Source organism: Pseudomonas sp. MWU12-2345 (assembly GCF_023242385.1).
GTDB classification, from domain to species: Bacteria; Pseudomonadota; Gammaproteobacteria; order Pseudomonadales; family Pseudomonadaceae; genus Aquipseudomonas; species Aquipseudomonas gingeri_D.
The window spans coordinates 138,724-163,337 of record NZ_JALLJA010000016.1; the positions used below are offsets into that span (position 1 = coordinate 138,724).

25 protein-coding genes are annotated in these 24,614 nt (G+C 61.8%); 12 read left to right on the forward strand and 13 right to left on the reverse strand.

The features are described 5' to 3' along the window. Window positions 1–454: 454 nt before the first annotated feature. Window positions 455–1,183: a class I SAM-dependent methyltransferase gene (locus tag M5C71_RS25945; RefSeq protein WP_103498844.1), complete on the forward strand. Its 729-nt coding sequence runs from the start codon at window positions 455–457 to the stop codon at window positions 1,181–1,183. A 27-nt stretch (window positions 1,184–1,210) separates the two neighbouring features. Here the strand turns inward: M5C71_RS25945 and M5C71_RS25950 are convergent, their stop codons facing one another. The 3 genes from M5C71_RS25950 to M5C71_RS25960 form a co-directional block, all read right to left on the reverse strand. Beyond that, window positions 1,211–2,431 (reverse strand): hemolysin, encoded by a 1,221-nt coding sequence (locus M5C71_RS25950; RefSeq protein ID WP_103498843.1) that lies wholly within the window; start codon window positions 2,429–2,431, stop codon window positions 1,211–1,213. A gap of 184 nt (window positions 2,432–2,615) precedes the next feature. Continuing rightward, on the reverse strand, window positions 2,616–3,089 hold the full coding sequence (locus M5C71_RS25955; protein WP_248769018.1) for a GNAT family N-acetyltransferase: 474 nt from the start codon (window positions 3,087–3,089) through the stop codon (window positions 2,616–2,618). Between the two features lie 14 nt (window positions 3,090–3,103). Beyond that, on the reverse strand, window positions 3,104–3,589 hold the full coding sequence (locus M5C71_RS25960; protein WP_248769019.1) for a GNAT family N-acetyltransferase: 486 nt from the start codon (window positions 3,587–3,589) through the stop codon (window positions 3,104–3,106). Between the two features lie 202 nt (window positions 3,590–3,791). Here M5C71_RS25960 and M5C71_RS25965 point away from each other — a divergent pair, with 202 nt between their 5' ends. Genes M5C71_RS25965 through M5C71_RS25975 form a run of 3 tightly spaced genes read left to right on the forward strand, consistent with a single transcriptional unit; the run spans window position 3,792 to window position 5,933 of the window. Beyond that, window positions 3,792–4,136, forward strand: coding sequence for a YciI family protein (locus M5C71_RS25965; protein ID WP_103498840.1), 345 nt, complete (start codon window positions 3,792–3,794; stop codon window positions 4,134–4,136). Window positions 4,137–4,176: 40 nt separating this feature from the next. Then, window positions 4,177–4,668: an SRPBCC family protein gene (locus tag M5C71_RS25970; protein WP_248769020.1), complete on the forward strand. Its 492-nt coding sequence runs from the start codon at window positions 4,177–4,179 to the stop codon at window positions 4,666–4,668. Then, window positions 4,665–5,933: an RNA polymerase sigma factor gene (locus M5C71_RS25975; protein ID WP_177102656.1), complete on the forward strand. Its 1,269-nt coding sequence runs from the start codon at window positions 4,665–4,667 to the stop codon at window positions 5,931–5,933. The genes M5C71_RS25970 and M5C71_RS25975 overlap by 4 nt, the downstream gene beginning before the upstream one ends. A gap of 68 nt (window positions 5,934–6,001) precedes the next feature. Here the strand turns inward: M5C71_RS25975 and M5C71_RS25980 are convergent, their stop codons facing one another. Then, window positions 6,002–6,856, reverse strand: coding sequence for a LysR family transcriptional regulator (locus tag M5C71_RS25980; protein ID WP_152741265.1), 855 nt, complete (start codon window positions 6,854–6,856; stop codon window positions 6,002–6,004). A 91-nt stretch (window positions 6,857–6,947) separates the two neighbouring features. Between M5C71_RS25980 and M5C71_RS25985 the strand changes: the two genes are divergently transcribed. Further along, window positions 6,948–7,379, forward strand: a complete 432-nt coding sequence (locus M5C71_RS25985) for a multidrug/biocide efflux PACE transporter (RefSeq protein ID WP_177102654.1) — start codon at window positions 6,948–6,950, stop codon at window positions 7,377–7,379. 84 nt (window positions 7,380–7,463) lie between these two features. Here M5C71_RS25985 and M5C71_RS25990 read toward each other — a convergent pair whose 3' ends face one another. Continuing rightward, window positions 7,464–8,372 (reverse strand): LysR family transcriptional regulator, encoded by a 909-nt coding sequence (locus tag M5C71_RS25990; RefSeq protein WP_103498835.1) that lies wholly within the window; start codon window positions 8,370–8,372, stop codon window positions 7,464–7,466. A 111-nt stretch (window positions 8,373–8,483) separates the two neighbouring features. Between M5C71_RS25990 and M5C71_RS25995 the strand changes: the two genes are divergently transcribed. Next, window positions 8,484–9,350, forward strand: a complete 867-nt coding sequence (locus M5C71_RS25995) for an NmrA family NAD(P)-binding protein (RefSeq protein ID WP_177102652.1) — start codon at window positions 8,484–8,486, stop codon at window positions 9,348–9,350. A gap of 64 nt (window positions 9,351–9,414) precedes the next feature. Here the strand turns inward: M5C71_RS25995 and M5C71_RS26000 are convergent, their stop codons facing one another. Continuing rightward, window positions 9,415–11,028: an inorganic phosphate transporter gene (locus M5C71_RS26000; RefSeq protein WP_103498833.1), complete on the reverse strand. Its 1,614-nt coding sequence runs from the start codon at window positions 11,026–11,028 to the stop codon at window positions 9,415–9,417. A 71-nt stretch (window positions 11,029–11,099) separates the two neighbouring features. After that, window positions 11,100–12,122, reverse strand: a complete 1,023-nt coding sequence (locus M5C71_RS26005; RefSeq protein ID WP_103498832.1) for a transporter — start codon at window positions 12,120–12,122, stop codon at window positions 11,100–11,102. Between the two features lie 313 nt (window positions 12,123–12,435). On the opposite strand from M5C71_RS26005, the gene M5C71_RS26010 reads away from it, so the two are divergent. Together M5C71_RS26010 and M5C71_RS26015 are read left to right on the forward strand one after the other, a co-directional pair. Beyond that, window positions 12,436–14,058, forward strand: a complete 1,623-nt coding sequence (locus M5C71_RS26010; RefSeq protein WP_177102650.1) for a methyl-accepting chemotaxis protein — start codon at window positions 12,436–12,438, stop codon at window positions 14,056–14,058. Window positions 14,059–14,180: 122 nt separating this feature from the next. Next, window positions 14,181–14,633 carry a hypothetical protein gene (locus tag M5C71_RS26015; protein WP_247263206.1) on the forward strand — a complete coding sequence of 151 codons (453 nt, stop codon included), beginning with the start codon at window positions 14,181–14,183 and terminating at the stop codon, window positions 14,631–14,633. A 1-nt stretch (window position 14,634) separates the two neighbouring features. Here the strand turns inward: M5C71_RS26015 and M5C71_RS26020 are convergent, their stop codons facing one another. After that, complete coding sequence (locus M5C71_RS26020; RefSeq protein ID WP_103498829.1) at window positions 14,635–15,438, reverse strand: putative hydro-lyase; 804 nt, start codon at window positions 15,436–15,438, stop codon at window positions 14,635–14,637. 333 nt (window positions 15,439–15,771) lie between these two features. Here M5C71_RS26020 and M5C71_RS26025 point away from each other — a divergent pair, with 333 nt between their 5' ends. The 3 genes from M5C71_RS26025 to M5C71_RS26035 all read left to right on the forward strand — a co-directional run bounded on the left by M5C71_RS26025 (window position 15,772) and on the right by M5C71_RS26035 (window position 19,069). Then, window positions 15,772–17,055 carry an MFS transporter gene (locus M5C71_RS26025; RefSeq protein WP_248769021.1) on the forward strand — a complete coding sequence of 428 codons (1,284 nt, stop codon included), beginning with the start codon at window positions 15,772–15,774 and terminating at the stop codon, window positions 17,053–17,055. A gap of 121 nt (window positions 17,056–17,176) precedes the next feature. Next, on the forward strand, window positions 17,177–18,421 hold the full coding sequence (locus M5C71_RS26030) for an OprD family porin (RefSeq protein WP_103498827.1): 1,245 nt from the start codon (window positions 17,177–17,179) through the stop codon (window positions 18,419–18,421). A gap of 318 nt (window positions 18,422–18,739) precedes the next feature. Continuing rightward, the gene (locus tag M5C71_RS26035; RefSeq protein ID WP_248769022.1) at window positions 18,740–19,069 is read left to right on the forward strand and encodes a DUF2025 family protein; all 330 of its coding nucleotides are present in this window, start codon (window positions 18,740–18,742) and stop codon (window positions 19,067–19,069) included. A 5-nt stretch (window positions 19,070–19,074) separates the two neighbouring features. Here M5C71_RS26035 and M5C71_RS26040 read toward each other — a convergent pair whose 3' ends face one another. Both M5C71_RS26040 and M5C71_RS26045 read right to left on the reverse strand, forming a co-directional pair. Then, window positions 19,075–19,398, reverse strand: coding sequence for an antibiotic biosynthesis monooxygenase (locus M5C71_RS26040; RefSeq protein ID WP_152741256.1), 324 nt, complete (start codon window positions 19,396–19,398; stop codon window positions 19,075–19,077). Further along, on the reverse strand, window positions 19,395–20,114 hold the full coding sequence (locus M5C71_RS26045; protein WP_248769023.1) for a CTP synthase: 720 nt from the start codon (window positions 20,112–20,114) through the stop codon (window positions 19,395–19,397). Before M5C71_RS26045 ends, M5C71_RS26040 begins: the two co-directional genes overlap by 4 nt. A gap of 80 nt (window positions 20,115–20,194) precedes the next feature. On the opposite strand from M5C71_RS26045, the gene M5C71_RS26050 reads away from it, so the two are divergent. After that, window positions 20,195–21,100 (forward strand): LysR family transcriptional regulator, encoded by a 906-nt coding sequence (locus M5C71_RS26050; protein ID WP_248769024.1) that lies wholly within the window; start codon window positions 20,195–20,197, stop codon window positions 21,098–21,100. A 124-nt stretch (window positions 21,101–21,224) separates the two neighbouring features. On the opposite strand, the gene M5C71_RS26055 is transcribed toward M5C71_RS26050, so the two are convergent. The 3 genes from M5C71_RS26055 to M5C71_RS26065 form a co-directional block, all read right to left on the reverse strand. Next, window positions 21,225–21,764, reverse strand: coding sequence for a DUF1003 domain-containing protein (locus M5C71_RS26055; protein ID WP_152741254.1), 540 nt, complete (start codon window positions 21,762–21,764; stop codon window positions 21,225–21,227). Window positions 21,765–21,860: 96 nt separating this feature from the next. Beyond that, window positions 21,861–23,171: a PAS domain-containing methyl-accepting chemotaxis protein gene (locus M5C71_RS26060; RefSeq protein WP_103498821.1), complete on the reverse strand. Its 1,311-nt coding sequence runs from the start codon at window positions 23,169–23,171 to the stop codon at window positions 21,861–21,863. Between the two features lie 303 nt (window positions 23,172–23,474). After that, entirely contained in the window at window positions 23,475–24,557 is a 1,083-nt protein-coding gene (locus tag M5C71_RS26065; RefSeq protein WP_177102638.1) for a diguanylate cyclase, read from the reverse strand. Between the last annotated feature and the right edge of the window lie 57 nt (window positions 24,558–24,614).

Here is a 24,614-nt window from a genome sequence, read left to right on the forward strand (position 1 = left end):
TATTTGTTCTCCCTTTGCGTCTTGGACGCACGCCAGAAGTCGAGGTAGAGGGTGATCACACCGAACGCGCTGATGCCCAACAGCATAAGCAGGCCGATCTGGATATGGGTCATGGCAGGTCTCCGGAAAACACCGCGGCAGGCGGCGACCTGCAGAGAAATAGTCGAAATGGCGGGCAAATGACATCGACTATATGAAAGCTTTACGAGGCGTTCGCGCAACAATATAGGGCGGATACGAACTGGGTTGAAATCGCCATCCCGATGCCGCTGAGCATTGTCTCGACCCCGTCGTCGGCTTTTGATCAAAGGGGCGTTCGGGGGCGCGATAGCCACTGAGCCGCTGGTGTTTTTCGTATTCCTGAAAGGAATGCATTGCATTAAAAACATGAATTTTCTTTATTTTCGCAGGGCGACTACCTTGGGCTGAAGTTCCCCGCCAAGAGAGAAAGCCCATGTCGTCCGAACCTCTGGATTCCGCTCGGAAATTCGATGTATCCCGTGCCGGTGAGTACGCCGAGCAAAGCCGTATCGCCCTGGCCGGTTATGACGCCTGTCACGAGTTGGTCGCCTGCATGCTGGCGGCCAGCCTGGGCAGCGGGGGCGAGGCGAGGATTCTGGTGGTGGGCGCCGGCGGTACCGCTCAGGAAATCCTGACGGCGGCGGCGCTTGAGCCGCTTTGGCGGTTCACCGCGGTAGACCCCTCGGCACCGATGCTTGAGTTGGCGCAGGCCAGTCTCCAGGCCCAGGGGCTGCTGGCGCGCACGCGGGTATTCCTGGGCACGGTCGAGGAACTGACCGACGAGCCGCCCTATGATGCCGCGACCCTGATCGGTGTGTTGCATCACCTGCCCGGCGATCAGGCCAAGCACGACATTCTCAAGGCGATTGCCGCCCGGCTCAAACCGGGAGCTCCGTTGATTGTGGCGGGCAACCATCAGGCCTATGCCAGCCAGCCGCTGTTGTTGGCGGCCTGGGGCGAGCGCTGGCGCCAGCAGGGCGCGAGTGCTGACGCTGTTCGCGCCAAGCTTGGCAAGATTCTCCAGGGGGCCGATCCGCCACACTCTGAGGCGGCGGTTCAGCACTTGCTTGAGAAGGCCGGGTTTGGCACCGCGACGCGGTTTTTTTCCAGCCTGTTCTGGGGCGCCTGGGTGGCATCGAGGAACGCCGTATCACCGACATGACCTTGCCTTTCCCCAGGCGCTACGTGCTCAGTTGCCGTAACAGCGAATCACCGCCGAATGGGTGGCGTAGCGTCCGGAGAGCAGGATCTTGCCATCTGGCTGCAACTCCAGGTTGGAGAGGTAGCTGGTGGAATCGCCGATGTAGATCAGGCGGCTGATCCCGTTGTCGCCAAAATCAGGGTCCAGTTCGCCGTTGTTCAAGTGGCGCATCAACCAGCAGCGGCTGCCGCTGTTGATATGACCGGCGCTGACGATTTTCCCGTCCTCCTGCACCGCCAGGGCGAAGGCGATATCCAGTTCCGGCAGCTCCCAGGGCACTCCGGCATTGAAGGTGACGTCCAGCTTGCCGTCGGCTGTGACACGGGTGAGCAGGGCGATATTGTGGGACAGATCCGCGGAGCCGGTGACGACGATTTTCTGATCGGGTTGCACGGCGAGATCAAAAAACGCGGCGTGGCCGTCGCGGGCCGGCTCCAGCTCCAGATAGCCGGCGCAACCGAAGGTCTTGTCCGGCAGGCCGGTGGCCCCGTAGCGCATCAGCATGGCCTTGCGGCCGCGTCGGCCGGCCACGATCAGCTTGCCATCGGCCTGGACCTGAACCGCCTCGAACGCGATGTTCGGTTCCGGTGCCGTGACCACGCCGCAGGTGCCGAAGCGCGGGTCGAAACTGCCGTTGCGGTCGAGACGCACGATAACGTCGCGTGCCGACTCGCCCACGGCGCTGTTCCTCAGGGCCAGGACGATAAAACCGTCCTGGGGTTGCACGGTGAGCCGGCGGCCATAGCCGATCCAGGGGGCCGTGTAAGGCAGGGCAACCTGACCGTTGTCGCCGAAATCGGGGTCCGGCATGCCGTCTTCAGTGATACGGGCGCAGAAGACCTGTTCACCGGAGCGGAAGTGGCCGAGCAGGAGGAACTTGTCGTCTTCGTCGAGGACCGCCTTGATCAGTCTTCGGCTGGAACTTCCGAGTGACTGGGCGAAGTCATGATAATAAAGGCCGTCTTCGCTGAAGTCGGCCTGGGTGATACTTTCTGGCTGGTCTTCATGTACGCCGATAAACCGATGGCGGCCGTCGGGCCGCAATAAAGAAGGGCCGACAAAGCCAGGACCTCTTTCTGAAAAAATAACCAGGCCGTCGCGGTGTTCACCAAATTCCAGATCAAATCTTCCGGCGCTGCCGGGCCGTTGGATGGCCGCGGAGGGCGAGGTTTTGGGGGCGCTGTTCGAGATTCGATTTTTTGCATCCATGGGTATTGAGTCCTTTCAGTTTATTAAATGGCTACTTGAGTTAAATAACGGCTTATCAAGTAGCGATGCGCTGGCTGATGCAGCAGCGACGTCATCGATTTAATAACTGGAAGGCGAATTTGCCCAGCGATCAAGTTTTACTGTAAATGACCAACTGATCTCATACTTATGGCCACCGGCAACTTTAAAGTGTCAGGGTCAATCGACGTTCGCCGCGATAGGCTTCACCGGTATCCACCCAACCCTGTTTCAGGTAAAGACTCATCGCCGCCTGGTTATCGGTTCCTACCGACAGCAGTAATTGACGGACCTGGGGCCAGGCCTGGCGTGCCGCTGCGGGCAAGGCTTGCAGGCAGGCCGCGCCGAACCCCCGGCCTTGAAGCCTTTTGTCGACCTGCAGGGCATGCAGGGTGGCGCTGCCTTTGTCGGCCCAATGGGGGACGAAAGGATGGCGCTTGAGCAACAGGAAGGCCACCGGGGTGTCATGGTCGAGCAGGGCAAAACCGAGCACGCCGTCATGGGGCTCCCGTGGCAGGAAGTGCAGGGCCGCCTGGATATCACCGCAAAATTGCAGCTGTCCGGGGTGGACTTCGAGGTCCGCGAGCTGTTCGCGTTGCAGGGCGCTCAGGTCGTCGTAGCGGGTCAGTCGGGCATTCATGACAATCTCCCGCCTCAGAGTGGCAAGGTCAGCCGACGTTCTTCACCGACCCGCCCGTGAAAGGTCTCGCCGCTGTCGACAAATCCCTGTTTGAGGTAGAGCCCGCGGGCGGCGTCATTGTCTGCGTCGACCATCAGCATCAGCTGGCGGGTAGCCGGCCAGGCGTCGCGAGCGGCGTCCGGCAGGGCTTGCATGCAGGCGCGCCCGAGGCCCTGGCCCTGGTAGTTTTTATCCACTTGCAGGCCATGCAGGGTGCAGACATTGCCGCTGGCCCAGGCCGGTGATGCCGGGGGCCGCTTGAGCAGCAGGAAACCCACCGGCAACTCATCGGCCAGCAGTACAAAACCCTTCACGTCATTGCCCGTGTGGGCCAGCAGCACCGCCAGGCCCCGGGTGATATCGCTGGAAAATTCCCGTTGCGCCGCATCGACCTGGATCAAGGCCAACTGCTCGCGTTGGGCGGGGGTCAGCGTGACGTAGTCGACAAGGGAAATTCTCACAGCGGCATATCCTGTTTCCGGCAGTAGGGGAGACCGAATTCTATCGGCTTTAGCGGGCTGGATATTATTTTTCCTACGAGTTTTTACGCCTGTCGATTTCCTTTGCTTCCAAGCGACTATTCGTACACTTGCTGATCGTCAGCCGCTTTCGCCAAAGCGCGGAACAGCAGCCATAGTTGTTCGACCGCCCTGGAGACATCCCATGAAATACCTGTGCCTGATCTACAGTAATGAGGAACTGCTGCATTCCCATCCCGACAGCCCCAAGGACCCCGAGTGCCTGGCCTACGGTGAGTCGATCCGGGCCAGTGGTCGCCTGCTCGCCGCCGAGCCGCTGGAGCCGGTGAGCACCGCCACCACGGTGCGCATGCGTGGCGGCAAGCTGTCGATCGTCGACGGGCCGTTTGCCGAAACCAAGGAACAACTGGCCGGCTTCTATCTGGTGGAGGCCCGCGACCTGAACGAGGCCTTGCAGATTGCCGGGCATATCCCGGCCGCGCGAGTGGGCAGCGTGGAAGTGCGGCCGGTGCGGGAACTGAATCTCTGAGCTTTCGAACGGCAACCATAAGAATAAAAGGAGCCTGAACATGAACCGTCAACCGCTGTCCCTTTCGGGAGCTGAACATGAGTTGTCCATCAGTCGCCTGATCGAGGCGCCACGCAACCAGGTCTTTCGTGCCTGGACCGAACCCCGTCTGCTGAGTCAATGGTGGGGCCCCCATGGCATGACCATGCCGGTCTGCGAAATGCAGTTGTGGGTTGGCGGTTCGTTTCGCACGCTGATGCGTACGGCGGAGGGTGTCGAGTACCCTTATCAGGGCGTGTTCCTGGAGATCGCCGCACCGGAGCGGATCGTCTTCACCGACGCCTTTACCCCCGACTGGACGCCCTCGGGCAAGCCCTTCATGACGGCGCGAATCACCCTCGAAGAGGCCGATGGTCATACCTTGTATACCGCCCGGGCGATGCACTGGTCGGCGGAGGAAAAAGCGGCCCACGAACAGATGGGGTTTTATCAGGGCTGGGGTGAAAGCCTGGATCGATTGGCCCTGTTGGTCCGCCAGGGGCTGCTGGATTGACCCTCGAAGCCGAGAGCGTCAAGCAGCAGGTTGAGGCGGTGTATCGCCAGGAATCACGGCGGATCCTGGCGACCCTGATTCGCTTGCTGGGGGATTTCGATCTGGCGGAGGAGGCCTTGCACGAAGCCTTCTTTATCGCCATCGAACGCTGGCAGCGCGATGGCGTGCCGGCCAATCCCCGGGCCTGGCTGGTCTCCACCGGGCGTTTCAAGGCCATCGACGTGTTGCGCCGCCGGGCGCGTTTTGCCGCATCCCAGGGGCAGTTGATCGCCCAGGCCGAAGCGTTGGAGCAGAGCGAATGGAATGACGAGGATGTCGAGGACGATCGCCTGCGGCTGATCTTTACCTGCTGTCACCCGGCGTTGTCGGCGGATGCCCAGGTGCCGCTGACATTGCGCGAGGTCTGCGACCTGACCACCGAAGAAATTGCCCGGGCCTTTCTCTCGAGCCCCTCGACCATCGCCCAGCGCATTGTGCGAGCGAAGACCAAGATTCGCGATGCGAAGATTCCTTATCAGGTGCCTTCCCTGGCGGAGTTGCCCGCGCGGTTGGACAGTGTGTTGCGGGTTATTTACCTGGTGTTCAACGAGGGGTATTCCGCTTCCCTCGGTGCCAGCCTGACCCGCGACGAGCTGACGGCGGAGGCCATTCGCCTTGGGCGCCTGTTGCTGGAGTTGCTGCCCGATCCCGAGGTCATGGGGTTGCTGGCGTTGATGTTGTTGCATGAGTCGCGGCGTCAGGCGCGGGTCTCCGAGAGCGGGGAACTGGTGCTGCTCGATGCCCAGGATCGTTCGTGCTGGAACGCGACGCTGATTGCCGAAGGCTGTGGGTTGGTGGAACGCGCGCTGGGTACCGGACGTTTCGGGCCCTATGGTTTGCAGGCCGCGATCGCGGCCGTGCATGCCGAGTCGGCGACGGCCGAGGACACTGACTGGCGGCAGATCGTCGGGCTCTATGACCTGTTGCTGCGGGCCGTGCCTTCGGCGGTGATAGAGCTCAATCGGGCGGTAGCGGTGGCCATGCGCGACGGGCCATTGGCGGGACTGGAACTGGTGGAGGGCATCCTCGGGCGCGGCGACTTGCTGGACTATCACCTGGCGCATTCGGCGCGGGCGGATTTCTGTCGGCGGTTGGGGCGGGTTGAGCAGGCACGGGAGGCCTACCAGCGCGCGTTGGAATTGACGCAGCAGGCGCCGGAGCGGCGTTTTATCGAGCGTCGGTTGGAGGCGTTGAAAGGCGCCGAGCGTGGGCCTGGAAATTTGTAGGCGTCGGTCGAGAGTAGCGGTGAATGTGGCATCGTAATCGCTGGCAAGCCAGCTCCCACAAGAGGCCATTACTCCAGCATTCTAGCCAGTAACCAACTGCCCGCCGGCCCTGGCGGATGCAGGCGTGACCAGAGCGCATCCACCGCCACCGGCCTTGGCCAGCCGCGCAGCGGCAGTTCCACTAGCGAAGCATTGTCGAAGCGCTCCACCAGCCAGCGTGGCAGCGGTGCCCAGCCGAACCCGCGCTGGGCCATTTCCAGCAGCATCAGGTAACTCGACGCCGACCAGAAGCGGCCCTGGGCACGACTTTCGTAAGGATTGACGATGCTCGCCAGGCGCAGTTCACGGTGCTGCTGCAGGCTGGCTTGATCGACCTTGACCTGTTGTGCCAAGGGATGCCCGCGATGGACGAACACGGCAAATTCGGTGCGTTCATCCACGGTGGCACTGCCCAGGTCCGGCGGGTAGCTGTCCTGCCGTTCGGCAAACGCCACCTGGGCCCGGCCTTGGCGGACCAACTCCACCAGGTCGTCGCACTCGGCGATCAGGCACTCCAGCTCGAGGTCCGGGTAGCGGGCTTCGAAGTCGCTCAGGGTGGCCTCGAAACGGTTGGACTGGTAGGTGTCGGAAATCACCACCGTCAGTTTCGCTTCCAGACCGCCGGCCAATTGGCGCGCGCTCATCTCCAGGCGGTTGTTGGCCGCAAGGATATCCTCGGCCTTTTGCAGCATGACATGGCCGGCCGCGGTCAGGCCGGGCTTGCGGGTACTGCGGTCGAACAGTTCCAGGCCGAGGTCGATTTCCAGGCTCGCGACTGCGGCACTGATGGTCGACTGGCTCTTGCCCAGCTTGCGCGCCGCCGCGGAGAAGGAGCCCAAGGTCGCGGCCTGGACAAAGGCCTGGAGCATTTCGTTGGAGGCCATGAACTATCGCTTTTGTCGATGGTAATCGACTTTTAGTATCTGTCCGGGTGGCGATAATGACAACCCTCGGATATCAATGGAGGCGTCCATCATGACCCCCGGCAAGTCTTTTACCGAACGTGTTTTGCAAGCCATCGGCTTCGAGGTCTTCGCGGTGCTGCTGTGTACGCCGCTGTTTGCCTGGGTGATGAACAAACCGCTGTTGGAGATGGGCGTGGTGACGGTCGCCAACTGTTTTATCGCCCTGGGTTGGAACGTCCTGTTCAATGGGATGTTCGACCGGATGCGCGAGCGCTTTGCCCTGGAGCAGAACGTCTGGACGCGCCTGCTCCATGCCTTGCTGTTCGAAGGCGGCCTGGTGGCGGTGAGCGTGCCGCTGGTGGCCTGGTGGCTGGATCTCAGCCTGTTGACGGCGCTGCTGCTGGATATCGGCGTGCTGCTGTTCTTCCTGCCCTATACCTACCTGTATCACTGGGCCTATGACGGCATACGCGAACGTCTGCTGCCACGCACAACCTTGTAGGAGCAGCCGGTCGACGCTCGATTGCTCGCGAACCGCCGAAGGCGGCCATGCACATTGCCTCGAGCTCTTTACCCCCCAACCGCATCAAGCAGCACTCAACCCAATAATAAAATCCAGAAACGCCCTGACCTTGGCCGGCGGCAGATGCCGGGACGGATAAAGGGCATACAGCGGAAAGCGCTCGTCCGGCCAATCGGGAAACAGCTCCACCAGCCGACCCGCGTCCAAGGCCGGACGTACCCCCAGGTCAAGCACCTGGGCGATGGCATGGCCGCTTTCACACAGGCTGTGCAGGGTGCCGACATCGTTGAGTACCAGTCGCGCGTTATTGCGCACATCCACCCGCCGGCCGGCACGGTGAAACTCCCAGGGGAAGGGCCGCCCGGTTTCCGGGTCGCGGAAGGACACGCAGACATGCCGTTCGTCCTCCATGTCCAGCGGTGTCAGCGGTCGCCCGTGGCGTTTCAGGTAGGCCGGCGCCGCGCAGGTCAGTACCCGTACGTCCAGCAGCTTGCGTGCCACCAGGGAAGAATTGGCCGGGTGGCCGAAGCGTACGGCCAGGTCGAAACCATCGGCCACCACGTCGCCCAGTTGGTCGCGGGTATAGAGCTCCAGGTGCAACAGCGGATGGCGGCTCATGAACTCGCCCAGGGCGGGGCCGAGGATCAGGCGGGAAAAATACGGATCGATATTGACCCGCAAGCGCCCGCGTACCTGGCTGGCGCTACCGCTGGCGGCATGGGCCGCTTCTTCGAGACCGGCCAGCAACGGGGTGACTTCCTCGTACAAGCGACGGCCTTCGTCGGTCAGCTTGACCGAACGGGTGGTGCGGTCGAACAGCCGGATGCCCAGGCGTTTCTCCAGCCGGGCGATGGCCCGGCTGACGCCGGAGGCGGTCATGTCGAGGGCTTCGGCGGCCTTGACGAAACTACCGCCGTCCACCACCGCGTTGAGCACGCCAAGGCCGCTGGCCAGGTTGGAGTCGAAACTCATTGCTGATTACCAGTCAGTTATTCAATGACATCCATGCTATCGGAGAATCTCGATACGCGGCGGAGAATTCCTCCATCGCGACAGAGGTCGCCGCTTCCTGGAGGAACTTGCATGTACGCAGTCATGGGTATTACCGGACAAGTGGGCGGTGCCGTCGCCCGTACGCTGCTCAGCGCCGGGCAATCGGTACGCGCCGTGGTGCGCAGCGCCGAGAAAGGTGCGCCGTGGGCCGGACAAGGCTGCCAGGTGGCCCTGGCCGATGTGGATGACGGGCAGGCACTGGCGCAGGCGTTCAGCGGTGTCGAGGGGGTGTTTATCATGATGCCGTCGAACTTCGATCCGACGCCGGGCTTTCCTGAAGCCCGCCAAGTGGTGGAAACCCTGCGCGCGGCGCTGGAACAGGCGCGGCCGGCGAAGGTGGTGTGTTTGTCGACCATCGGTGCCCAGGCGACCCAGCCGAATCTGCTGAACCAGTTGCAGTTGTTGGAACAGGGCTTGAGCACGCTGGATCTGCCGGTCACCTTCCTGCGTCCGGGCTGGTTTATGGAGAATGCCCTGTGGGATGTGGCGGCGGCGGTGGAAACGGGAGTGATCCCCAGCTTTCTGCAACCGCTGGACAAGCCGGTGCCGATGATCGCCACGGCGGATGTCGGACGCCTGGCCGCGCAGTTGGTGCAGGAATCCTGGAGTGGCAAGCGGGTGGTTGAACTGGAAGGACCGGAGCGAGTGACGCCCGAGCAGATTGCCGGCGGTTTTGCCGAGTGGCTGGGCAAGCCGGTGCGCATGGAAGTGGTGGCACGTGATACCTGGGAGGATTTGTTCACCTCCCAGGGGATGAATAACCCGCTGCCGCGCATGCAGATGATCGACGGTTTCAACGAAGGCTGGATCGAGTTCGCCGGAACGCCGCGCAAGGGCGAGGTGCCGTTGCGCAGCGTGCTGAAGGATTTGTTGATCCGCAGTGGCGTGTCCGGTTGACGGGCCCCATCGCCGGCAAGCCGGCTCCCACGGGTTTTGTGTTGTGCCATTGAGGCGGTGTGGCTTAGAAAATCTGCGTGAACAACCAGTACAGGCTGCCCGACAACAGGATCGCCGCCGGCAGGGTCAGGACCCAGGCCATCATCAGGTTGCGGATGGTGCGCATCTGCAAGCCGCCGCCATTGGCGACCATGGTCCCGGCCACGCCCGAGGACAAGACGTGGGTGGTCGATACCGGCAAACCGTAGATGTCCGCCGCACCGATGGTCAGCATCGCGACCATTTCCGCCGAGGCGCCCTGGGCGTAGGTCATGTGGGTCTTGCCGATCTTCTCGCCGACGGTGACCACGATGCGCTTCCAGCCAACCATGGTGCCCAGGCCCAGGGCGATGGCCACGACAATCTTCACCCACAGCGGAATGAAGCGGGTGGCGCCGTCGATCTGCTGTTTGAACAACTGCACCTTGCCCTGGGTATCAGCGTCGAAATTGCCGACCTTGTCCTTGTCCATCAGGCGGATGGTTTCGCTGCTCAGGTACATGTCGTTGCGCACGTTGCCCATGGCTTCGGCCGGGACCTTGGCCAGCGAGCCGTAACCCTTGACCTCGGTACCGATATTGCCGGCCAGGGCCGCCAGTGACGGGACCACCTCCGGCGTCATTTTTTTGCTTCGCACGTAGTCCGAGAGTATTTGGCGCGGGTCGGCGGGGGCCGGTTGCGGCGCGTTGCGCACCAGTGCTTGTTGGGTGACTTCGGCGACGGCGGCGAACTGCAGCGCCTGGTCGGCCGGCATGGTGCGGTTCAGCGCGTAGGCCATCGGCAGGGTGCCGACCAGGATCAGCATGATCAGGCCCATGCCTTTTTGCCCGTCGTTGGAGCCGTGGGCGAAAGACACACCGGTGCAGGTCAGGATCAGCAGGCCACGAATCCACCACGGTGGCGGCGAATTGCCTTTGGGCGCCTTGTACAGTTCACGGTTCTTCACCAACAGGCGCAGGACCAGCAGCAACAGCGCGGCGAAGAAGAACCCCACCAGTGGCGACACCAGCAGGGCATAACCGATCTTGGTTGCCTGGCTCCAGTCGACACCGCTGGTGCCGTCGCGTCCGTGCATCAGGGCGTTGGCCACGCCGACACCGATGATCGAGCCGATCAGGGTGTGGGACGAAGAGGCCGGCAGGCCCAGCCACCAGGTGCCGAGGTTCCACAGGATGGCGGCGATCAGCAGGGCGAAGATCATCGCGAAACCGGCCGAGGAGCCGACTTGCAGGATCAGTTCCACCGGCAGCAGGGCGATAATGCCGAACGCCACCGCGCCGCTGGAGAGCAGCACGCCGAGGAAGTTGAAGCAGCCGGACCAGACCACCGCGAAATGCGCCGGCAGGGAGTTGGTGTAGATCACGGTGGCCACGGCGTTGGCGGTGTCGTGGAAACCGTTGACGAACTCGAAGCCGAGGGCGATCAGCAGCGCCACGCCGAGTAGCAGGAACGGTGTCCAGGTGGTGACCACGGTGCCGAAGTCATGCATGTCATGCATCAGGCTGTAGGCGGTGAACAGCAAGCCCATGGCCAGTACCGCGAAAAAGATCACCGCGGTGAAGACGCGGGGTTTGCTTTCGAGCAGGGGGTTGCCTTCGCCCTGGGCGGACGAGGCAGCAGTCGATGAAGGGATGGCCATACCGGGAATCCTTTTTGAGAACGGATGCCAGTCATATTCGTTGCTGAATGTTACAGGCTGACTGCGCCAGATCAGTAATCCTGACGTTTGCGAAACGCCCAGCGCCCGGCCAGCAAGGTGAAGGTCACGACCAACGCCACCAGGATCCAGAAACCTTCCGGGTCGCCCGCCAGTGGGATGCCGCCGACGTTCATGCCGAAGAAGCCGGCAATGATATTGATCGGCAGTGCCAGGACGGTCACCACGGTCAGGGTGAAGAGGGTGCGGTTGCTCTGTTCGTTGAGGCTGGCGGCGATCTCTTCCTGCAACAGTTTGATCCGTTCGCCGAGGGCTTCCAGATCGCTGAGGATCAGCGAGAACTCCTCTGTGGATTTGCGCAGTTCCTTGACGTCTTCCTTCTGCAACCATTGCGGCGGACGGTTGAGCAGCCGCAGCAACGAGCCCGGCTCCAGGGCCAGCAGGCGTTGCAGGCGTACCAGTATCCGGCGCATGGCACCGAGTTCGGCGCGGTTGTTGCTCAGGCGCAAGGCCAGCAACTGGTCTTCGATCTGGTCGACGCTGGTGCTGGTCTTGCGCACGATCTGGGTCAGCACTTCACCCTGGTCGCGTAGCAGGTGCACGAGCAATTCCAGTGGCGAGCGGAAGCGTTCGCCGGCCTTGACCGAGGAGCGCAGCTTGTCCACCGAGTGCAGGGGTTGCAGGCGCGCGCTGATCAACAGTTTGCTGCGGGCGCAGACCCACAGCGTGGAGATGTCCGAGGAGACCATGCTGCTGAGGTTGAACACCACGTCGTTGACCACCGCCAGCAAGGCGTTGTCGACGTGTTCGATACGGGTCGAGCGCGAGCCTTCGTGCAGGGCCTCGAAAAACTCGTCGGGCAACGACAGGTGGGTCTTCATCCAGCGCTCGCAGGCGGCGTGTGCCAGGTTCAGGTGCAGCCAGAGAAAGGTGTCGGGATCTTCCGGTTGTTGCAGGCAGTGCAGCACGGTGGCCGAGTCGATTTCCTCGCCCCGTTCGCCGGTGCGGAAGCGAAAGCCGTAAAGCAGGCCGAACAGATCCGGGTCACGGTGACTTTGGTCAAGGCTGTGGTTCATGGGGGCTCGCTGGAGGGAAACGCCTGAAACATTTTTTTACAGGTTCGCGGGTTTCATCTTCGCAAGGCTTTTTGATGTTTTTGTGACAGGTGATGTGTAAACAGATGCTTCGAGATTTTTTAACAGACCGGCAGGTATGATGCGCGCCGTTGACCGGTGGTCGGTTTGATTCAAGCGCCGTACTGGCGCGCCGATGGTAGTGATGTTACCCACAGCACTATGTGGCCATGAGCCCGGTTGTCGCTGACAAGGATGTTTCGACTCCTTGCGTTTCCTACAGGGGACGCTTAATCCTTGTTCAGAGATTCCCCCGATGTTGAAAAAATCCCTGAGAGCTCAAATTCTCTCGCTCCTGAGCGGCAGCCTGATCGCCATGTTGCTGATCGCGCTGACCTGTTTTCATCTCCTGTCCAATGGCGTCCAGGATTATCGGAACCTGATCGAAGGGCCCTTGCACACCTCGCATTTGATCGACGAGGCCAATGTGCAATTCAAAGCCCAGGTGCAGGAGTGGAAGGATGTCCTGCTGCGCGGCAAGCAGCCGGAGGACCTCAACCGTTACTGGTCGCAGTTTGAAGCGCGTCAGCGCGATGTGCAGGACATCCTCGGTCGTCTGATCAACCAGCCTGGCATGGATGCACGGCTCAAGTCGCAGATCGAGCAACTGCGTGATGCACACCAGGTGCTGGGTAGCGCCTATCTGAAAGGTCGTGAGGCCTATCTGGCCGCCGGGTCCGATGCGAGCGCCGGTGACCAGGCGGTCAAGGGCGTCGACCGCGCCGCCAGCGAGCAGATGAAGAACCTGGTCGCGCAGTTGCGCCAGCAGGGTGATGAGCAGTCGCAGGCTATCAGTGCCCAGGCCGAGCGGACGATCTGGGTCGGCATTGTTGTGCTGGTGATTTCCGGGTTGTTGATTGGTCTGTTGAGCCTGTGGCTGATCAACCGCAATCTGGTGGAACCGATCCGTCGCCTGATCGACTACGTGGCGCAATTGAGCCATGGCAAGTTCGACAACAGGGTGAACGCCGATCGCCAGGACGAACTGGGACACCTGGCGGTAGCGGCGAACACCTTGCGCGACTTCCTGGCCGAAACCTTCAGCCATCTCAAGCGCAGCACCTCGGACCTGGACAGCGCCAGCGGCGAACTGAAGTCGATTGCCGGCCTGATGGCCAACGGCACCCACGAACAATTCGAACGGACCGACCAGGTGGCCACGGCGATGACCGAAATGTCCGCCACCGCCCAGGAGGTCGCCCGCCATGCCGGAGATGCCGCTACAGCGGCGGATGATGCCGATCGCGCGGCCCAGCAGGGCGAGTTGGTGATGCAATCGACCATCGAGACCATTACCCGTATGCGTGGCGAAATCACCTCCACCGCCACGGTCATCCGCCGCCTGGAAGCCGACAGTGGACGGGTCGGCAAGGTGCTGGAAGTGATTCGCGGGATTGCCGAACAGACCAACCTGCTGGCGCTCAACGCCGCCATCGAGGCCGCCCGTGCCGGTGAGGCCGGACGCGGCTTTGCCGTGGTCGCCGATGAGGTGCGCAGCCTGGCCCAGCGCACCGCGGCGTCGATCATCGAGATCAACCAGATCATCCATTCGGTCCAGACCGGTGCGGTGGACGCGGCCCAGGCTATCGAAGGCGGGCAGGCCCGCAGTGAGGAGAGCGTCGAGCAGGTGACCGAGGCCGGGGCCATGCTCGAACGCATCACTACCGCGGTGGAAGCGATCCGCGACATGAACCGTCAGATCGCTACCGCCGCCGAAGAGCAGACCTCGGTGGCCGAAGACATCTCGCGCAACCTGACCGAGATCACCGCCATTGCCAGTACCAACCTGGACAACGTCAAGCGCACCGAGGCTGCGAGCCAGAACCTGCACGGCTTGTCGGGACAGTTGAATGATGTGACGGCGCGCCTCGGGGCCTGATTCGCGGCCACAGGGATGTGGCCTTGTATCGGGACGCTGACACGTGTGATACAGAATCGATCTCAATCATGTTGAAGGGTTGTCGATGACATGACTGCCCATAACTGAATCGGGAGATCCCCATGGTCAGCATTACTTCGGTCACCATTGCCCCAACCCTTACCACCAGCAGCACCAACAAGACCACCGGCACCACCGCTACTGACACCACCAGCACCAGCGCCACCGGGGCTGCGAGCACCACCCAGGCCAGCGGTAGTCAACCGGCGGGTGCTGGCGGCGCCTCCGGTAGCAGCAGCGACAGCTCCAGCACCAGTGCTTCCTCCCAGGAGGTCCAGCAACTGCAAAAGCAACTGGCCGATCTGCAAAAGCAGCTGCAGCAAGCGGAGCTGCAAATGCAGAAAGCCCAGGACAGCAAGGGAGACCCGGACGCCAAGGCCACCTTGCTCGCGGCCGCGCAGTCGCAGGTGTCTTCCATTGCCGGTTCCATTTCCACCGTCAGCGCTGCCCTGACCACTGCCTTGCAGGCCGAGGGCAGCAGCACCTCGGGCACTTCGGTGAATACCACGGCTTGAGTCAAAGGCTGTGGTTGTGCAGATCGCTCACCAGCATGCAGCCCGGCGCATGGGTAATGCATAACGGTGGGCGTGATGCCTGCACCACCGATTGCGGGGTCACGCCGCAGGCCCAGAACACTGGAAGTTCATCATCGGCCAGCGGCACGGCGTCACCGTAGTCCGGTGCGCCAAGGTCGTGGATGCCGATCAGCCGCGGGTCGCCGATGTGCACCGGTGCGCCATGCACATTGGGCATGCGTCCGGTGATCTGCACTGCCCGAATGGCGTCGGCGGCCTTCAACGGTCGCATGCTCACCACCAGCTTGCCCTGTAGACGTTCGGTGGGGCGGGTATCGATATTGGTCTGGAACATCGCCACGTTGCGTCCCAATTTGACGTGGCGCAGGTCGATGCCGGCCTCCAGCAAGGGTTGCTCGAAGGAGAAGGAGCAACCGATGGCAAAGGCCACCATATCGTCGCGCCAGAGGTGCTTGATGTTTTGCGGCTCCTCGCTCAGTTCGCCCTGGCGATAGACCCGGTAGCGCGGTACGTCATGGCGGATATCGACGCTCTCGCCCAGGTGACGGAAGATCGGGTCGCCGGGTTCGGTGATGTCCAGTATCGGGCAGGCCTGGCGATTGAGGGTGCAGAAACGCAGGAACTCGTCGGCCCAGTCCCCTGGCAAAATCACGATATTGGCTTGTACCCGACCCAGGCCCAGGCCGCTGGTGTGGCCTTGATACTGGTCGGTGGCGATGTGTCGGCGCAAGGCGCGTGGCGCCAGATGGCGCAACTGATCGAAGGACAGCGCAGGCAGGTTCATCGAACGTCTCTCTTGTGTTGGGTCGAGGCCTTTTTAGGGCGCCGCGACCGCCTCGTCCAACGAGAAAATCTGTTATTGCAAACAAGAAAAACTGATGCGCGATTGCACACGGCACGCCGCTATCCCGGTAGGGGCCATTAAGGGGCCATCAACTTTTCTTATGCATTGACCGGCTTTTTTCCCGTTTGACGCTGTACCGCTCCGGCGCGAAGAATCCACTCCACGATGTAGCGCATCTGCATCGGTTCTCCACGACAACGCCTTCACAAAAAAACAATGAGGCGTGTCCGTCATCTTCCCTTGCTGCCGCAGGAACCCTCCATGGAACACACCATGACTGACCCCGTGCCTTCAGGGACGCGCCGTGCCGGCCCGTTCGCCTGGTACGCCCCGCTGAGCAAAAATGAAAAGCGCACCTTCTGGAGTTGCAAGATCGGCTATGGCCTGGATGGCATGGACACCCAGATGCTGAGTTTCGTGATTCCCACCCTGATTGCCACCTGGGGCATTTCCAAGGGCGAGGCCGGGTTGATCGGCACCTCGACCTTGCTGGCCTCGGCGGCCGGCGGCTGGATCGCCGGGATTCTCTCCGACCGCATCGGTCGGGTGCGCACCCTGCAACTGACGGTGCTCTGGTTTGCCTTTTTCACCTTCATGTGCGGGCTGGCCCAGAACTACGACCAACTGCTGTTGGCGCGCACGCTGATGGGCTTCGGTTTTGGTGGCGAGTGGACCGCCGGCGCGGTGCTGATCGGCGAGGTGATCCGCTCCCAGGATCGTGGCAAGGCGGTGGGCATGGTGCAGGCCGGCTGGGCGCTGGGCTGGGGCCTGACGGCCCTGCTCTATGCGGGCCTGTTCAGCTTTCTACCACCGGAGCAGGCCTGGCGGGCGCTGTTCATGGTCGGTCTGGTACCGGCGCTGTTCGTGCTGGTGATCCGCCGGTTGGTCAAGGAGTCCGACACCTTCGAGCAGGCTCGGGACGAGCGTCTGAGCCAGGCTGAAAAGCCTTCGCCCTGGGCCTTCTTCGAGATCTTCGCGCCGCGGATGCTCAGCACCACCTTGCGCGCTTCGCTGCTGACCACCGGTGCGCTGGGCGGTTACTACGCGATCACCACCTGGTTGCCGACCTATCTGAAAACCGAGCGCGGCCTGAGTGTGCTGGGCACGGGCGGCTATCTGGCGATGGTGATCGTCGGTTCCTATGTCGGCTACGTCATCAGTGCATTGCTGACCGACGCCATCGGCCGCAAGAAGAACTTCATCCTCTTTGCCGTCGGCTCCATGAGCATCGTCCTGGCCTACACCCAGTTGCCCATCGATAACACCTGGATGCTCTGGCTGGGCTTTCCCCTGGGCTTCTTCGCCTCGGGCATCTTCGCTGGCATGGGGGCGTTCCTCACCGAGCTGTTTCCCACCCGCATGCGTGGGTCGGGCCAGGGCTTCTGCTACAACGCCGGGCGCTCCATCGCCGCGTTGTTCCCACTGTTTATCGGTGCGCTGAGTGAAACCCTGCCGATTGGCGTCGGCATCGGTGTGTTTGCCGCCGGCGCTTACGCGGTGGTGATCCTGGCGGCCCTGAGCCTGCCGGAAACCCGCGGTCGCCAGCTCGAGAGCTGATGTCCGACGCACCTGGGTCCGGCGGGCCCAGGGACTACTGATCCTGACATTTCAACCACATCGGTCGCGATCCCAACGCCCCCGAGAGGGTCGGCTCGCGTCCGCAATAAAGGAGCACACCATGAAGTCGTTCGATCATTTATCACGTTTTTCCGTGCCAGTGAGCGCGTTAGTGGGCTTGGGCCTGCTCTGGGCGCCGGGCGCCCGGGCGGATTTCCTCGCCGACAGCAAGGGGACCCTGGAAGCACGCAACTTCTACTTCAACCGAGACTTTCGCCAGCCGGGCTCCCGGGAAAAAGCCGATGAATGGGCCCAGGGTTTCCTGTTGCGCATGGAATCGGGCTACACCGAAGGCACCGTCGGTTTCGGCCTCGATGCCCTGGGCATGGTCGGTTACAAACTGGACTCGGGACCGGGCACGGCGGGGACCGGCCTGTTGCCGGCGGACACCCGCCACGGCGGTTCCCAGGACAGCTACGGCAAGCTGGCGGCGGCGGCCAAGGTGCGTATTTCCAAAAGCACGCTGAAGGTCGGTAGCTTTCAGATGAAGGACCCGGTGATCATCTCCAACGATACCCGCTTGTTGCCCGGGACCTTTCAGGGCGGTTTGCTGAATGTGCAGGAAATCGACCACTTGAGGCTGACCGGGGGCTCCTTCAACCAGATCCGCTACGTCGACTCCACCGATGATCAGAAGATGACGGCCAACCGTATCGGCGGTTCGAGCGACAAGTTCCAGTTCGCCGGGGCCGACTACCAGTGGCTGCCCAACCTGCTGACCCAGTATCGCTATGGCAAGCTGGAGAATATCTACCAGCAGAACTTCCTGGGCCTGGTGCATAACTGGGACCTGGGCCAGGGCCAGAGCTTGAAGACCGACCTGCGTTACGCCCGCAGTGCCGAGGACGGCAACTTCCGTCCGCTGGATAACCGCGCATTGGGCGGGATGTTCACATACTCCTTCAAGGGCAACTCCCTGGGCTTCGGCTATCAGCGCATGAGCGGCAAGGACCCGTTCCCGTATATCGGGCACAGCGATCCGTACCTGGTGAACTTCGTGCAGATCGGCGACTTCGCCAATATCGACGAACGTTCCTTGCAGGTGCGTTATGACTACGACTTTGCACAGCTGGGCTTGCCGGGCCTGACCTTCATGACCCGCTACGTATCCGGTGACAATGTGCAAAGGACGATTCCGGGTGAAGGCAAGGAATGGGAACGCAACACCGATATCGGTTATGTGTTCCAGGACGGGACGCTCAAAGGGGTGGGGGTGAAGTGGCGCAATGCGACGGTGCGTTCGAACTTCGGCAATGACCTGGACGAGAACCGTCTGATCATCAGCTACACCTTGGCGCTCTGGTAAGCGCTGGTAACCAGGACCTTGCGGGAGTCGGCTTGTCCGGCTCGCGCAAGGTCAGCGTGGGATCAGGTGTCTTTCTTGTCGTGAAGCACCGCGCCGGTCTTGGCGTCGAGCTTGACGTCCCGCTTCAGCCCATCAACAACGGATTGCTACAGGGGCTATCGCGAAACAGACACAAACCTGCTCCAGATCCGGTTTTTGGCGTTTTCCTCGGGTATTGTGCAACAGTATTTGTCGCCCATCTCCCCGTCAGAGGGACAGGCCTGCCCTGCGTGTAAACCGTCCATCCATGAGCCTTGTGGCTCTAAAGCGGGGTTTACCATGTCGATCACATCCGAGCTTATCTGCCAGGCCGCCGACCAACTCAAGGGTTTTGTCGGCTTCAATCACAAGACCGCCCAGTACATCGTCCGCTTCAGTGAGGACGCCTTCGGCATGGACGTGGCGGATGACGCCATCTTTGCGGCCTGCGAGTTTGTCTGGGTGCCGGCCGGGGAGGAGGCCATGAGCCTGAGTCGCGAACGGATTCAACTGCTGCTGGACCAGAACATTGACGATCGGATCAACATCAGCGAACCGCTGCGGGTGTACCAGCGGCGCGTGGATATTCCCGAGATTGTCGCGCTGCGCCGGGCACTCATCGCCTTCTGAGGTGATCAACGCTGGAAAGAGTAGGCCCGTTCGACCTTGCACACCCGGGTATGACAGGCCTGGTACCAGGTTGAACGACCGCGTTCACGGATCTCGCTGTGTTCGGCGTGCTGTTTCCAGGCCAGGATTGCCGCTTCGTCGCTCCAGTAGGACACGGTGATGCCCAGGCCATCCTCGCCCCGGGCCGACTCGACGCCGAGAAAGCCCGGCTGTTGTCGGGCCAGTTCGACCATGCGCTCTGCCGCCTCGCCATAACCGTGATCACCCTCGGTGCGCAGGGAGGTGAAGATAACGGCGTAGTAGGGCGGTTGCGGTGTCTGGGCGATCATTGTTGCTGGCTCGCGCAGGCCGCCAGGAATGCACTGGTCAACGCCGGGATACGGCCTTCCAGCGCCGCGCGTTCGGGCTGGAACAGGGTCGCGACGAAGAACGGATGCCCCTTGAGTTCGAGCGCGCGCAGATCGCCCTGGGCGTCATGGCCGCCGGCGCGCAGGTCGCCATCGAGCAAGGCGTTTTCGAACTCGGGATTGATGCCGTAGCGGCAGTGATAACCTTCGTGGGTTTCCAGGGCCCCGTAAGCCTTGGCGATCAGCGTGCCTTCGATAAACTGGATGCGGTCGTGGGCTTCGACCAGGGAGCAGCTCAACGGTGAAATCACCGCGCGCGCCGAGTCGGGCGCTGTTTCGCCATGCTCGGCATCCGTCCAGCCGAGAACATGACGCGCATATTCCAGGACGGCATGCTGGAAACCGCCACAGGTGCCGAGAAACGGTCGCTGTTGTTCGCGGGCGTAAGTGATCGCCCGCAATGCGCCTTCCAGGCTGCGGTAGGGGCTGGCCGGTACGCACCAGAAACCAGCAAAAAGGCTCAGGTCGGTCTGCGGTGTGAGGCTATCCGTGGCCAGCCAGTGAGCCCTTACCTCAAGCCCGGCAGCCTCGGCCGCCCGTTGCAGAGCCACGGGAATGGCGCGGTGAGCGGTGACCTGTGGGTCGTGATCGCCGATCAGGGCAATGTTCAGGACGGTGTGTGGCGAGCGCTGCTCCATGGAGTTTTCCCTCAGGCTTGTTGATTCCTGGGGCGAACTATAAGGTGGCGGTGACGCATTCAATATAGGCAGTTATCCAATTGATCAATGCACCGTTGCACTATCGGATGGAGCACGCCGACCTTTCGCTGATTCTCGCGCTGGTCCGCGGACGCTCCCTGGCACGGGCGGCGGGATTGCTCAAGGTCGATGTCTCGACGGTGTTCCGTTCGGTGCGTCGGTTGGAGGCCTCACTGGGCCGTGAGCTGTTCGAAAAGAGCCGCGCCGGTTATCTGCCCACCAGCCTGGCGCAATCCCTGGCCGAACAGGCGGAGCGTGCCGAGCAGGCGTTGGAAGCCGCGTGTGTCAGCATTGAGCAGGGCGGCGAGGTGATCAGTGGTACGGTGCGCCTGACCTGTACCGATTCGGTCCTGCATGCGCTGTTGTTACCGGCGCTGGCGCGGTTTATGCCGGCTTATCCGGCCTTGACCCTGGAGCTCAGCACCTCCAACGATTTCGCCAACCTGAACCGGCGCGATGCCGATATCGCCTTGCGGTTGACTGACTCGCCACCGGAGCATCTGGTGGGGCGTTGCCTGGGTGCGGTGTCTTATCGGGTGTGTGCCAGTCCGGGGTATTTGCCGGCGGTTGTTCCTGAGGATCTGGAGCGAGGGGTCTGGATCGCCCCGGATGATTTTCTGCCCGATCATCCGAGCGTGAGCTGGCGTCGCCAGCATTTCCCCGGGGTGGTACCGAGTTACCGCTGCAACAGCATGTTGTCGGTGGCGGAGTTGGCGCGGGCCGGATTGGGCATTGCGGTGTTGCCGGATTTCCTGCTGGGTGAGCAGCAGGGCTTGCGGCCCCTGGCCGAAGTGCCGCCGAGCTACGATACGGCGTTGTGGCTGCTGACCCGTCCCGATTGCCGGGCGTTGCGCTCGGTGGTGACCTTGTTCGATGAGCTGGCCCAATCTATTCGCCTTGGGCCTGGTGCCGAAATACTTTCCTGAAAACACACAGGCCCTTGTAGGCGCCTGGCTTGCCTGCGAGGCGTCCTTGAGGACGCTGAAAGCTTCGCTGGCAAGCCAGGCTTACAGGTACGCGGTGTTTTTAAAACAGCGTTTCACCGACGACTCAGGTCTTGCGCACGAAATGCTCGTGCATCTCCAGCGTCAGACCCTCGATACGTTCGGTCAGTTGCTTGGTCATTTCGGTCAGTTGGGTGTTCTGTTCGAGCAGCGCCAGCAGTTGCTCGGTGGTTTTCGCCGCCTCGGCCTGCCGTTCGGTATTGGCGACAGCCAGGGCTTCGCGGTGCTGGGCATCGGCGTCGGAATGGGCTTTGTCCCGCGCGGCCTGGCGAGTCTGGGCCAGCAGGATCAAGGGCGCGGCATAGGCCGCTTGCAGGCTGAACGCCAGGTTGAGCAGGATGAACGGGTAGACGTCGAACTGGGTCACGCCCGCGACGTTGAGGATAATCCAGGCCGCGACGATTACCGTCTGGGCACCGAGAAACATGGGCGTACCAAAAAACCGTGCAAAGGCTTCGGCCTTCAGCGCAAAGGTGTCGTTGCCGAAGGTGGTGGACAGATGGGCGTGGGGGCGATGGAAGCGCAGATGGTCGACGATTTTCTTTGGGGTTTCAGGACTTTTCGCTTCGGAACTTTCTGACGTCATGGTGGACTCTGCAAGGCGTGGGAATCAAGGCTCACTATAGCCCTATCCGACGTTGCCCGGCGCCATCCCTGGCGCTCTCGTCTGGCCCGCTGTGTATCAGCTCTGCCCAGCGAACATGCTGACCGCGCGCACCGCCTGATTGGCCCCTTCGCGAATCTGCAGGATCACCGTGCCGGCCTGGTCCGCCAGGTCGACCCCTTTGGCCGCTCGGTCGCGGGTGCCGTTCATGCTGTCGATGGCCTTCAGGGTTTCGTTCTGGATCATGCCGATCATCTCGGAAATCTCTGCGGTCGAACCGCTGGTGCGCGCCGCCAGCAAGCGCACCTCGTCGGCGACCACCGCGAAGCCGCGTCCCTGTTCGCCGGCCCGAGCCGCTTCAATGGCCGCGTTCAACGCCAGCAGGTTGGTCTGGTCGGCAATCCCGCGAATGGTGTTGACGATGGCGGTGATCTGTTCGGAGCGCTCGCCCAGTTTGGCGATCAGCGTGGAGGAGCCTTCGATGTTCGAGGCAATTTCACGCATCTCGGTGGCGGCCTGCTGGATAACGCCAGTACCGTGCTCGGCGACTTTTCGCGTCTCGATCGAGAGGTGATAGGCCTCGGTCGCACTTTTGGCATCCTGTTCGTGTTTCTCGACACCGCTGGTAACGTCCGAAGCCAACTTGACCACTTTGCACAAGCGACCGCCGGCGTCGTATACCGGGTTGTAGCTGGCCTCGAGCCACAGGGTCTGGCCACGCTTGCCGACGCGTTCGAACTGGCCGTTGAAGAACTCGCCCTGGTTCAGGCGGCGCCAGAAATCCTGGTACTCGCTGCTGTTGGTGGTGGCCGGGTTGCAGAATATCTTGTGGTGCTTGCCCTGGATCTCCGCCAGGGTGTAGCCCATCAGCTTGAGGAAGTTCTGGTTGGCAGAGATGACACTGCCATCGAGGTTGAATTCGATCATCGCCATGGCCCGGTCGATAGCCTGCAACTTGCCGTTGGCCTCGCTCTCCTGTTGCATCCTGGCGGTGATGTCCAGGGCGTATGCGATGACCTTGAAGAGACTGCCGCTGTCATTCTTGATCGGGTTGTAGCTGGCTTCCAACCAGATGGACCGGCCATCGGCCGTGACCTGCTCGAAGGTCCCGGCTTCGAACTGGCCGGACTTCAGTCGTGACCAAAGCTGGCTGTACTCGCTGCTGCGGGCGTAGGCCGGCGTGCAGAGCGTCCGGTGCGCCTGGCCCACCACCTGCTCCTGGCGATAGCCGGTGACCTTGAGAAAGTTCTCGTTGGCGCGCAGGACCGTGCCATTGAGGTCGAACTCGATCACGATCATGGAGCGGTCGATGGCCGCGAGTTGGTTGGCTTGCTCGGTGACGGATTGTTGCAGGGTACTGATGGCTTTCTTATGGGAGGCAAATAGCATGGCGTCTGCTCGGAGAGGGATACAACGTGAGAGTTAGTCCCTGATCATGCGGCTTGCGGCTTGTCCGAGAGGGGCAAGGGAAGTAGCAGCCCGGTACCAGTGCTCCATGACTGGTGGTTCATTTGATACAGCCCACCGCACTGCCACACCCATGAACGGCCATGGGTTGTGCGAATGTCTATATCCAAGTGATCGTTCAAAAAAAAGATGACTGAATAATGGCCTAATGATATTTCTTTTCTTATACAAAACAATGTGTGTTTGTACAATTTTATGGGGCGTCTTTCAGACTGGCGGCGTGGCTCAAGCCGAGTTGACCAGGTTGCACGCGCACCCCTCGGCGCTGTCCTCTTCGGCGCTGTTGACCTTGTTGCGCCCGGTGTTCTTGGCGACATAGAGCGCCTTGTCGGCTTCGTTCAGCCAGGCGCCGGCATCGCTGAAATCCCGGCGGCAGGAGGCCAGGCCGATACTCAGGCTGACCCGTAATTCCGGGACCTCGGCATTGCGATAGTTGCCGAACACCTCACGCAGGCGCTCCATGACGTCATTGGCGCGCTCCAGTGACATCTCCGGCAGGATCACGCAGAACTCGTCGCCGCCATAACGCCCGGCCAGGTCATCTTCGCGCAGGTTATCGCGCAGGTCCTTGCTCAATTGGCGCAGCACGCTGTCGCCGACCAGGTGGCCGTAGGTGTCGTTGATGGCCTTGAAATGGTCAATGTCGATCAACGCAATCACTGCCTGGCACTGGCTGTGGCGGCATTTGTGGAACTTGAGGTGCAGGAGGTCTTTCCAGGAGCCGTGATTGAGCAGCCCGGTCAGGCTGTCGGTGCGGCTCAGGGCACTGAGGGTACGTTTGTGTTCGGCCAGGTTGATCGCCAGTTGATAGCAACCTATGCCGATCACCAGGGGATAGAGGATCAGCACCGGCAGCACGCTGTAGATCTGTATCGGCGTGGTCAGCGGGTTGAAGGCCGGGGCGAAGATCAGCCAGGACACCAGGATGCCGATGGCCTGGGCGACCAGCCCCTGGGCCATCAGCCGGGGTCCGCCGGCGGCGACGTTGTGCATGGCCATCAAGGCCAGCATGTTGACCGTGGTCAGTGGCGTGAACTGGATGGTCGCGGCCCAGAATCCGCCCATCAGCGAATCGATGAGGATATTGCGGCGTTCAGCCCGATAGGGAAAGGGCGAGCGTTTCGCGATCTGATAAGCCAGGTGCGGCCAGGCCACTGCGTTGATGCTAAGCAGTACCCAGATCCACGTTGGCATGGCCAACGGGTAAAGTGCGGCGATTATGCTGAAGCAACCGATACCAACGCCTACCGTACGGGGCAGGTAAATGCGCTTGGCAAACGATAGCCCTTTGCCTCGTTGGATTTGCATAGGTTTTTTTGCGCCACTTTATTCATCTGAACACCTGGGCGGTGTTCTGCACGGAAC

Coding starts and splice junctions, on each gene's coding strand:
- M5C71_RS26005 (WP_103498832.1), bottom strand. CDS start 12,122: ATGAACCACAGCCTTGACCAAAGTCACCGTGACCCGGATCTGTTCGGC.
- M5C71_RS25985 (WP_177102654.1), top strand. CDS start 6,948: ATGACCCCCGGCAAGTCTTTTACCGAACGTGTTTTGCAAGCCATCGGC.
- M5C71_RS26035 (WP_248769022.1), top strand. CDS start 18,740: ATGTCGATCACATCCGAGCTTATCTGCCAGGCCGCCGACCAACTCAAG.
- M5C71_RS25980 (WP_152741265.1), bottom strand. CDS start 6,856: ATGGCCTCCAACGAAATGCTCCAGGCCTTTGTCCAGGCCGCGACCTTG.
- M5C71_RS26030 (WP_103498827.1), top strand. CDS start 17,177: ATGAAGTCGTTCGATCATTTATCACGTTTTTCCGTGCCAGTGAGCGCG.
- M5C71_RS26055 (WP_152741254.1), bottom strand. CDS start 21,764: ATGACGTCAGAAAGTTCCGAAGCGAAAAGTCCTGAAACCCCAAAGAAA.
- M5C71_RS25995 (WP_177102652.1), top strand. CDS start 8,484: ATGTACGCAGTCATGGGTATTACCGGACAAGTGGGCGGTGCCGTCGCC.
- M5C71_RS26040 (WP_152741256.1), bottom strand. CDS start 19,398: ATGATCGCCCAGACACCGCAACCGCCCTACTACGCCGTTATCTTCACC.
- M5C71_RS25945 (WP_103498844.1), top strand. CDS start 455: ATGTCGTCCGAACCTCTGGATTCCGCTCGGAAATTCGATGTATCCCGT.
- M5C71_RS26025 (WP_248769021.1), top strand. CDS start 15,772: ATGACTGACCCCGTGCCTTCAGGGACGCGCCGTGCCGGCCCGTTCGCC.
- M5C71_RS26060 (WP_103498821.1), bottom strand. CDS start 23,171: ATGCTATTTGCCTCCCATAAGAAAGCCATCAGTACCCTGCAACAATCC.
- M5C71_RS26000 (WP_103498833.1), bottom strand. CDS start 11,028: ATGGCCATCCCTTCATCGACTGCTGCCTCGTCCGCCCAGGGCGAAGGC.
- M5C71_RS25970 (WP_248769020.1), top strand. CDS start 4,177: ATGAACCGTCAACCGCTGTCCCTTTCGGGAGCTGAACATGAGTTGTCC.
- M5C71_RS26045 (WP_248769023.1), bottom strand. CDS start 20,114: ATGGAGCAGCGCTCGCCACACACCGTCCTGAACATTGCCCTGATCGGC.
- M5C71_RS26020 (WP_103498829.1), bottom strand. CDS start 15,438: ATGAACCTGCCTGCGCTGTCCTTCGATCAGTTGCGCCATCTGGCGCCA.
- M5C71_RS25990 (WP_103498835.1), bottom strand. CDS start 8,372: ATGAGTTTCGACTCCAACCTGGCCAGCGGCCTTGGCGTGCTCAACGCG.
- M5C71_RS26010 (WP_177102650.1), top strand. CDS start 12,436: ATGTTGAAAAAATCCCTGAGAGCTCAAATTCTCTCGCTCCTGAGCGGC.
- M5C71_RS25950 (WP_103498843.1), bottom strand. CDS start 2,431: ATGGATGCAAAAAATCGAATCTCGAACAGCGCCCCCAAAACCTCGCCC.
- M5C71_RS25955 (WP_248769018.1), bottom strand. CDS start 3,089: ATGAATGCCCGACTGACCCGCTACGACGACCTGAGCGCCCTGCAACGC.
- M5C71_RS26015 (WP_247263206.1), top strand. CDS start 14,181: ATGGTCAGCATTACTTCGGTCACCATTGCCCCAACCCTTACCACCAGC.
- M5C71_RS25965 (WP_103498840.1), top strand. CDS start 3,792: ATGAAATACCTGTGCCTGATCTACAGTAATGAGGAACTGCTGCATTCC.
- M5C71_RS26065 (WP_177102638.1), bottom strand. CDS start 24,557: ATGCAAATCCAACGAGGCAAAGGGCTATCGTTTGCCAAGCGCATTTAC.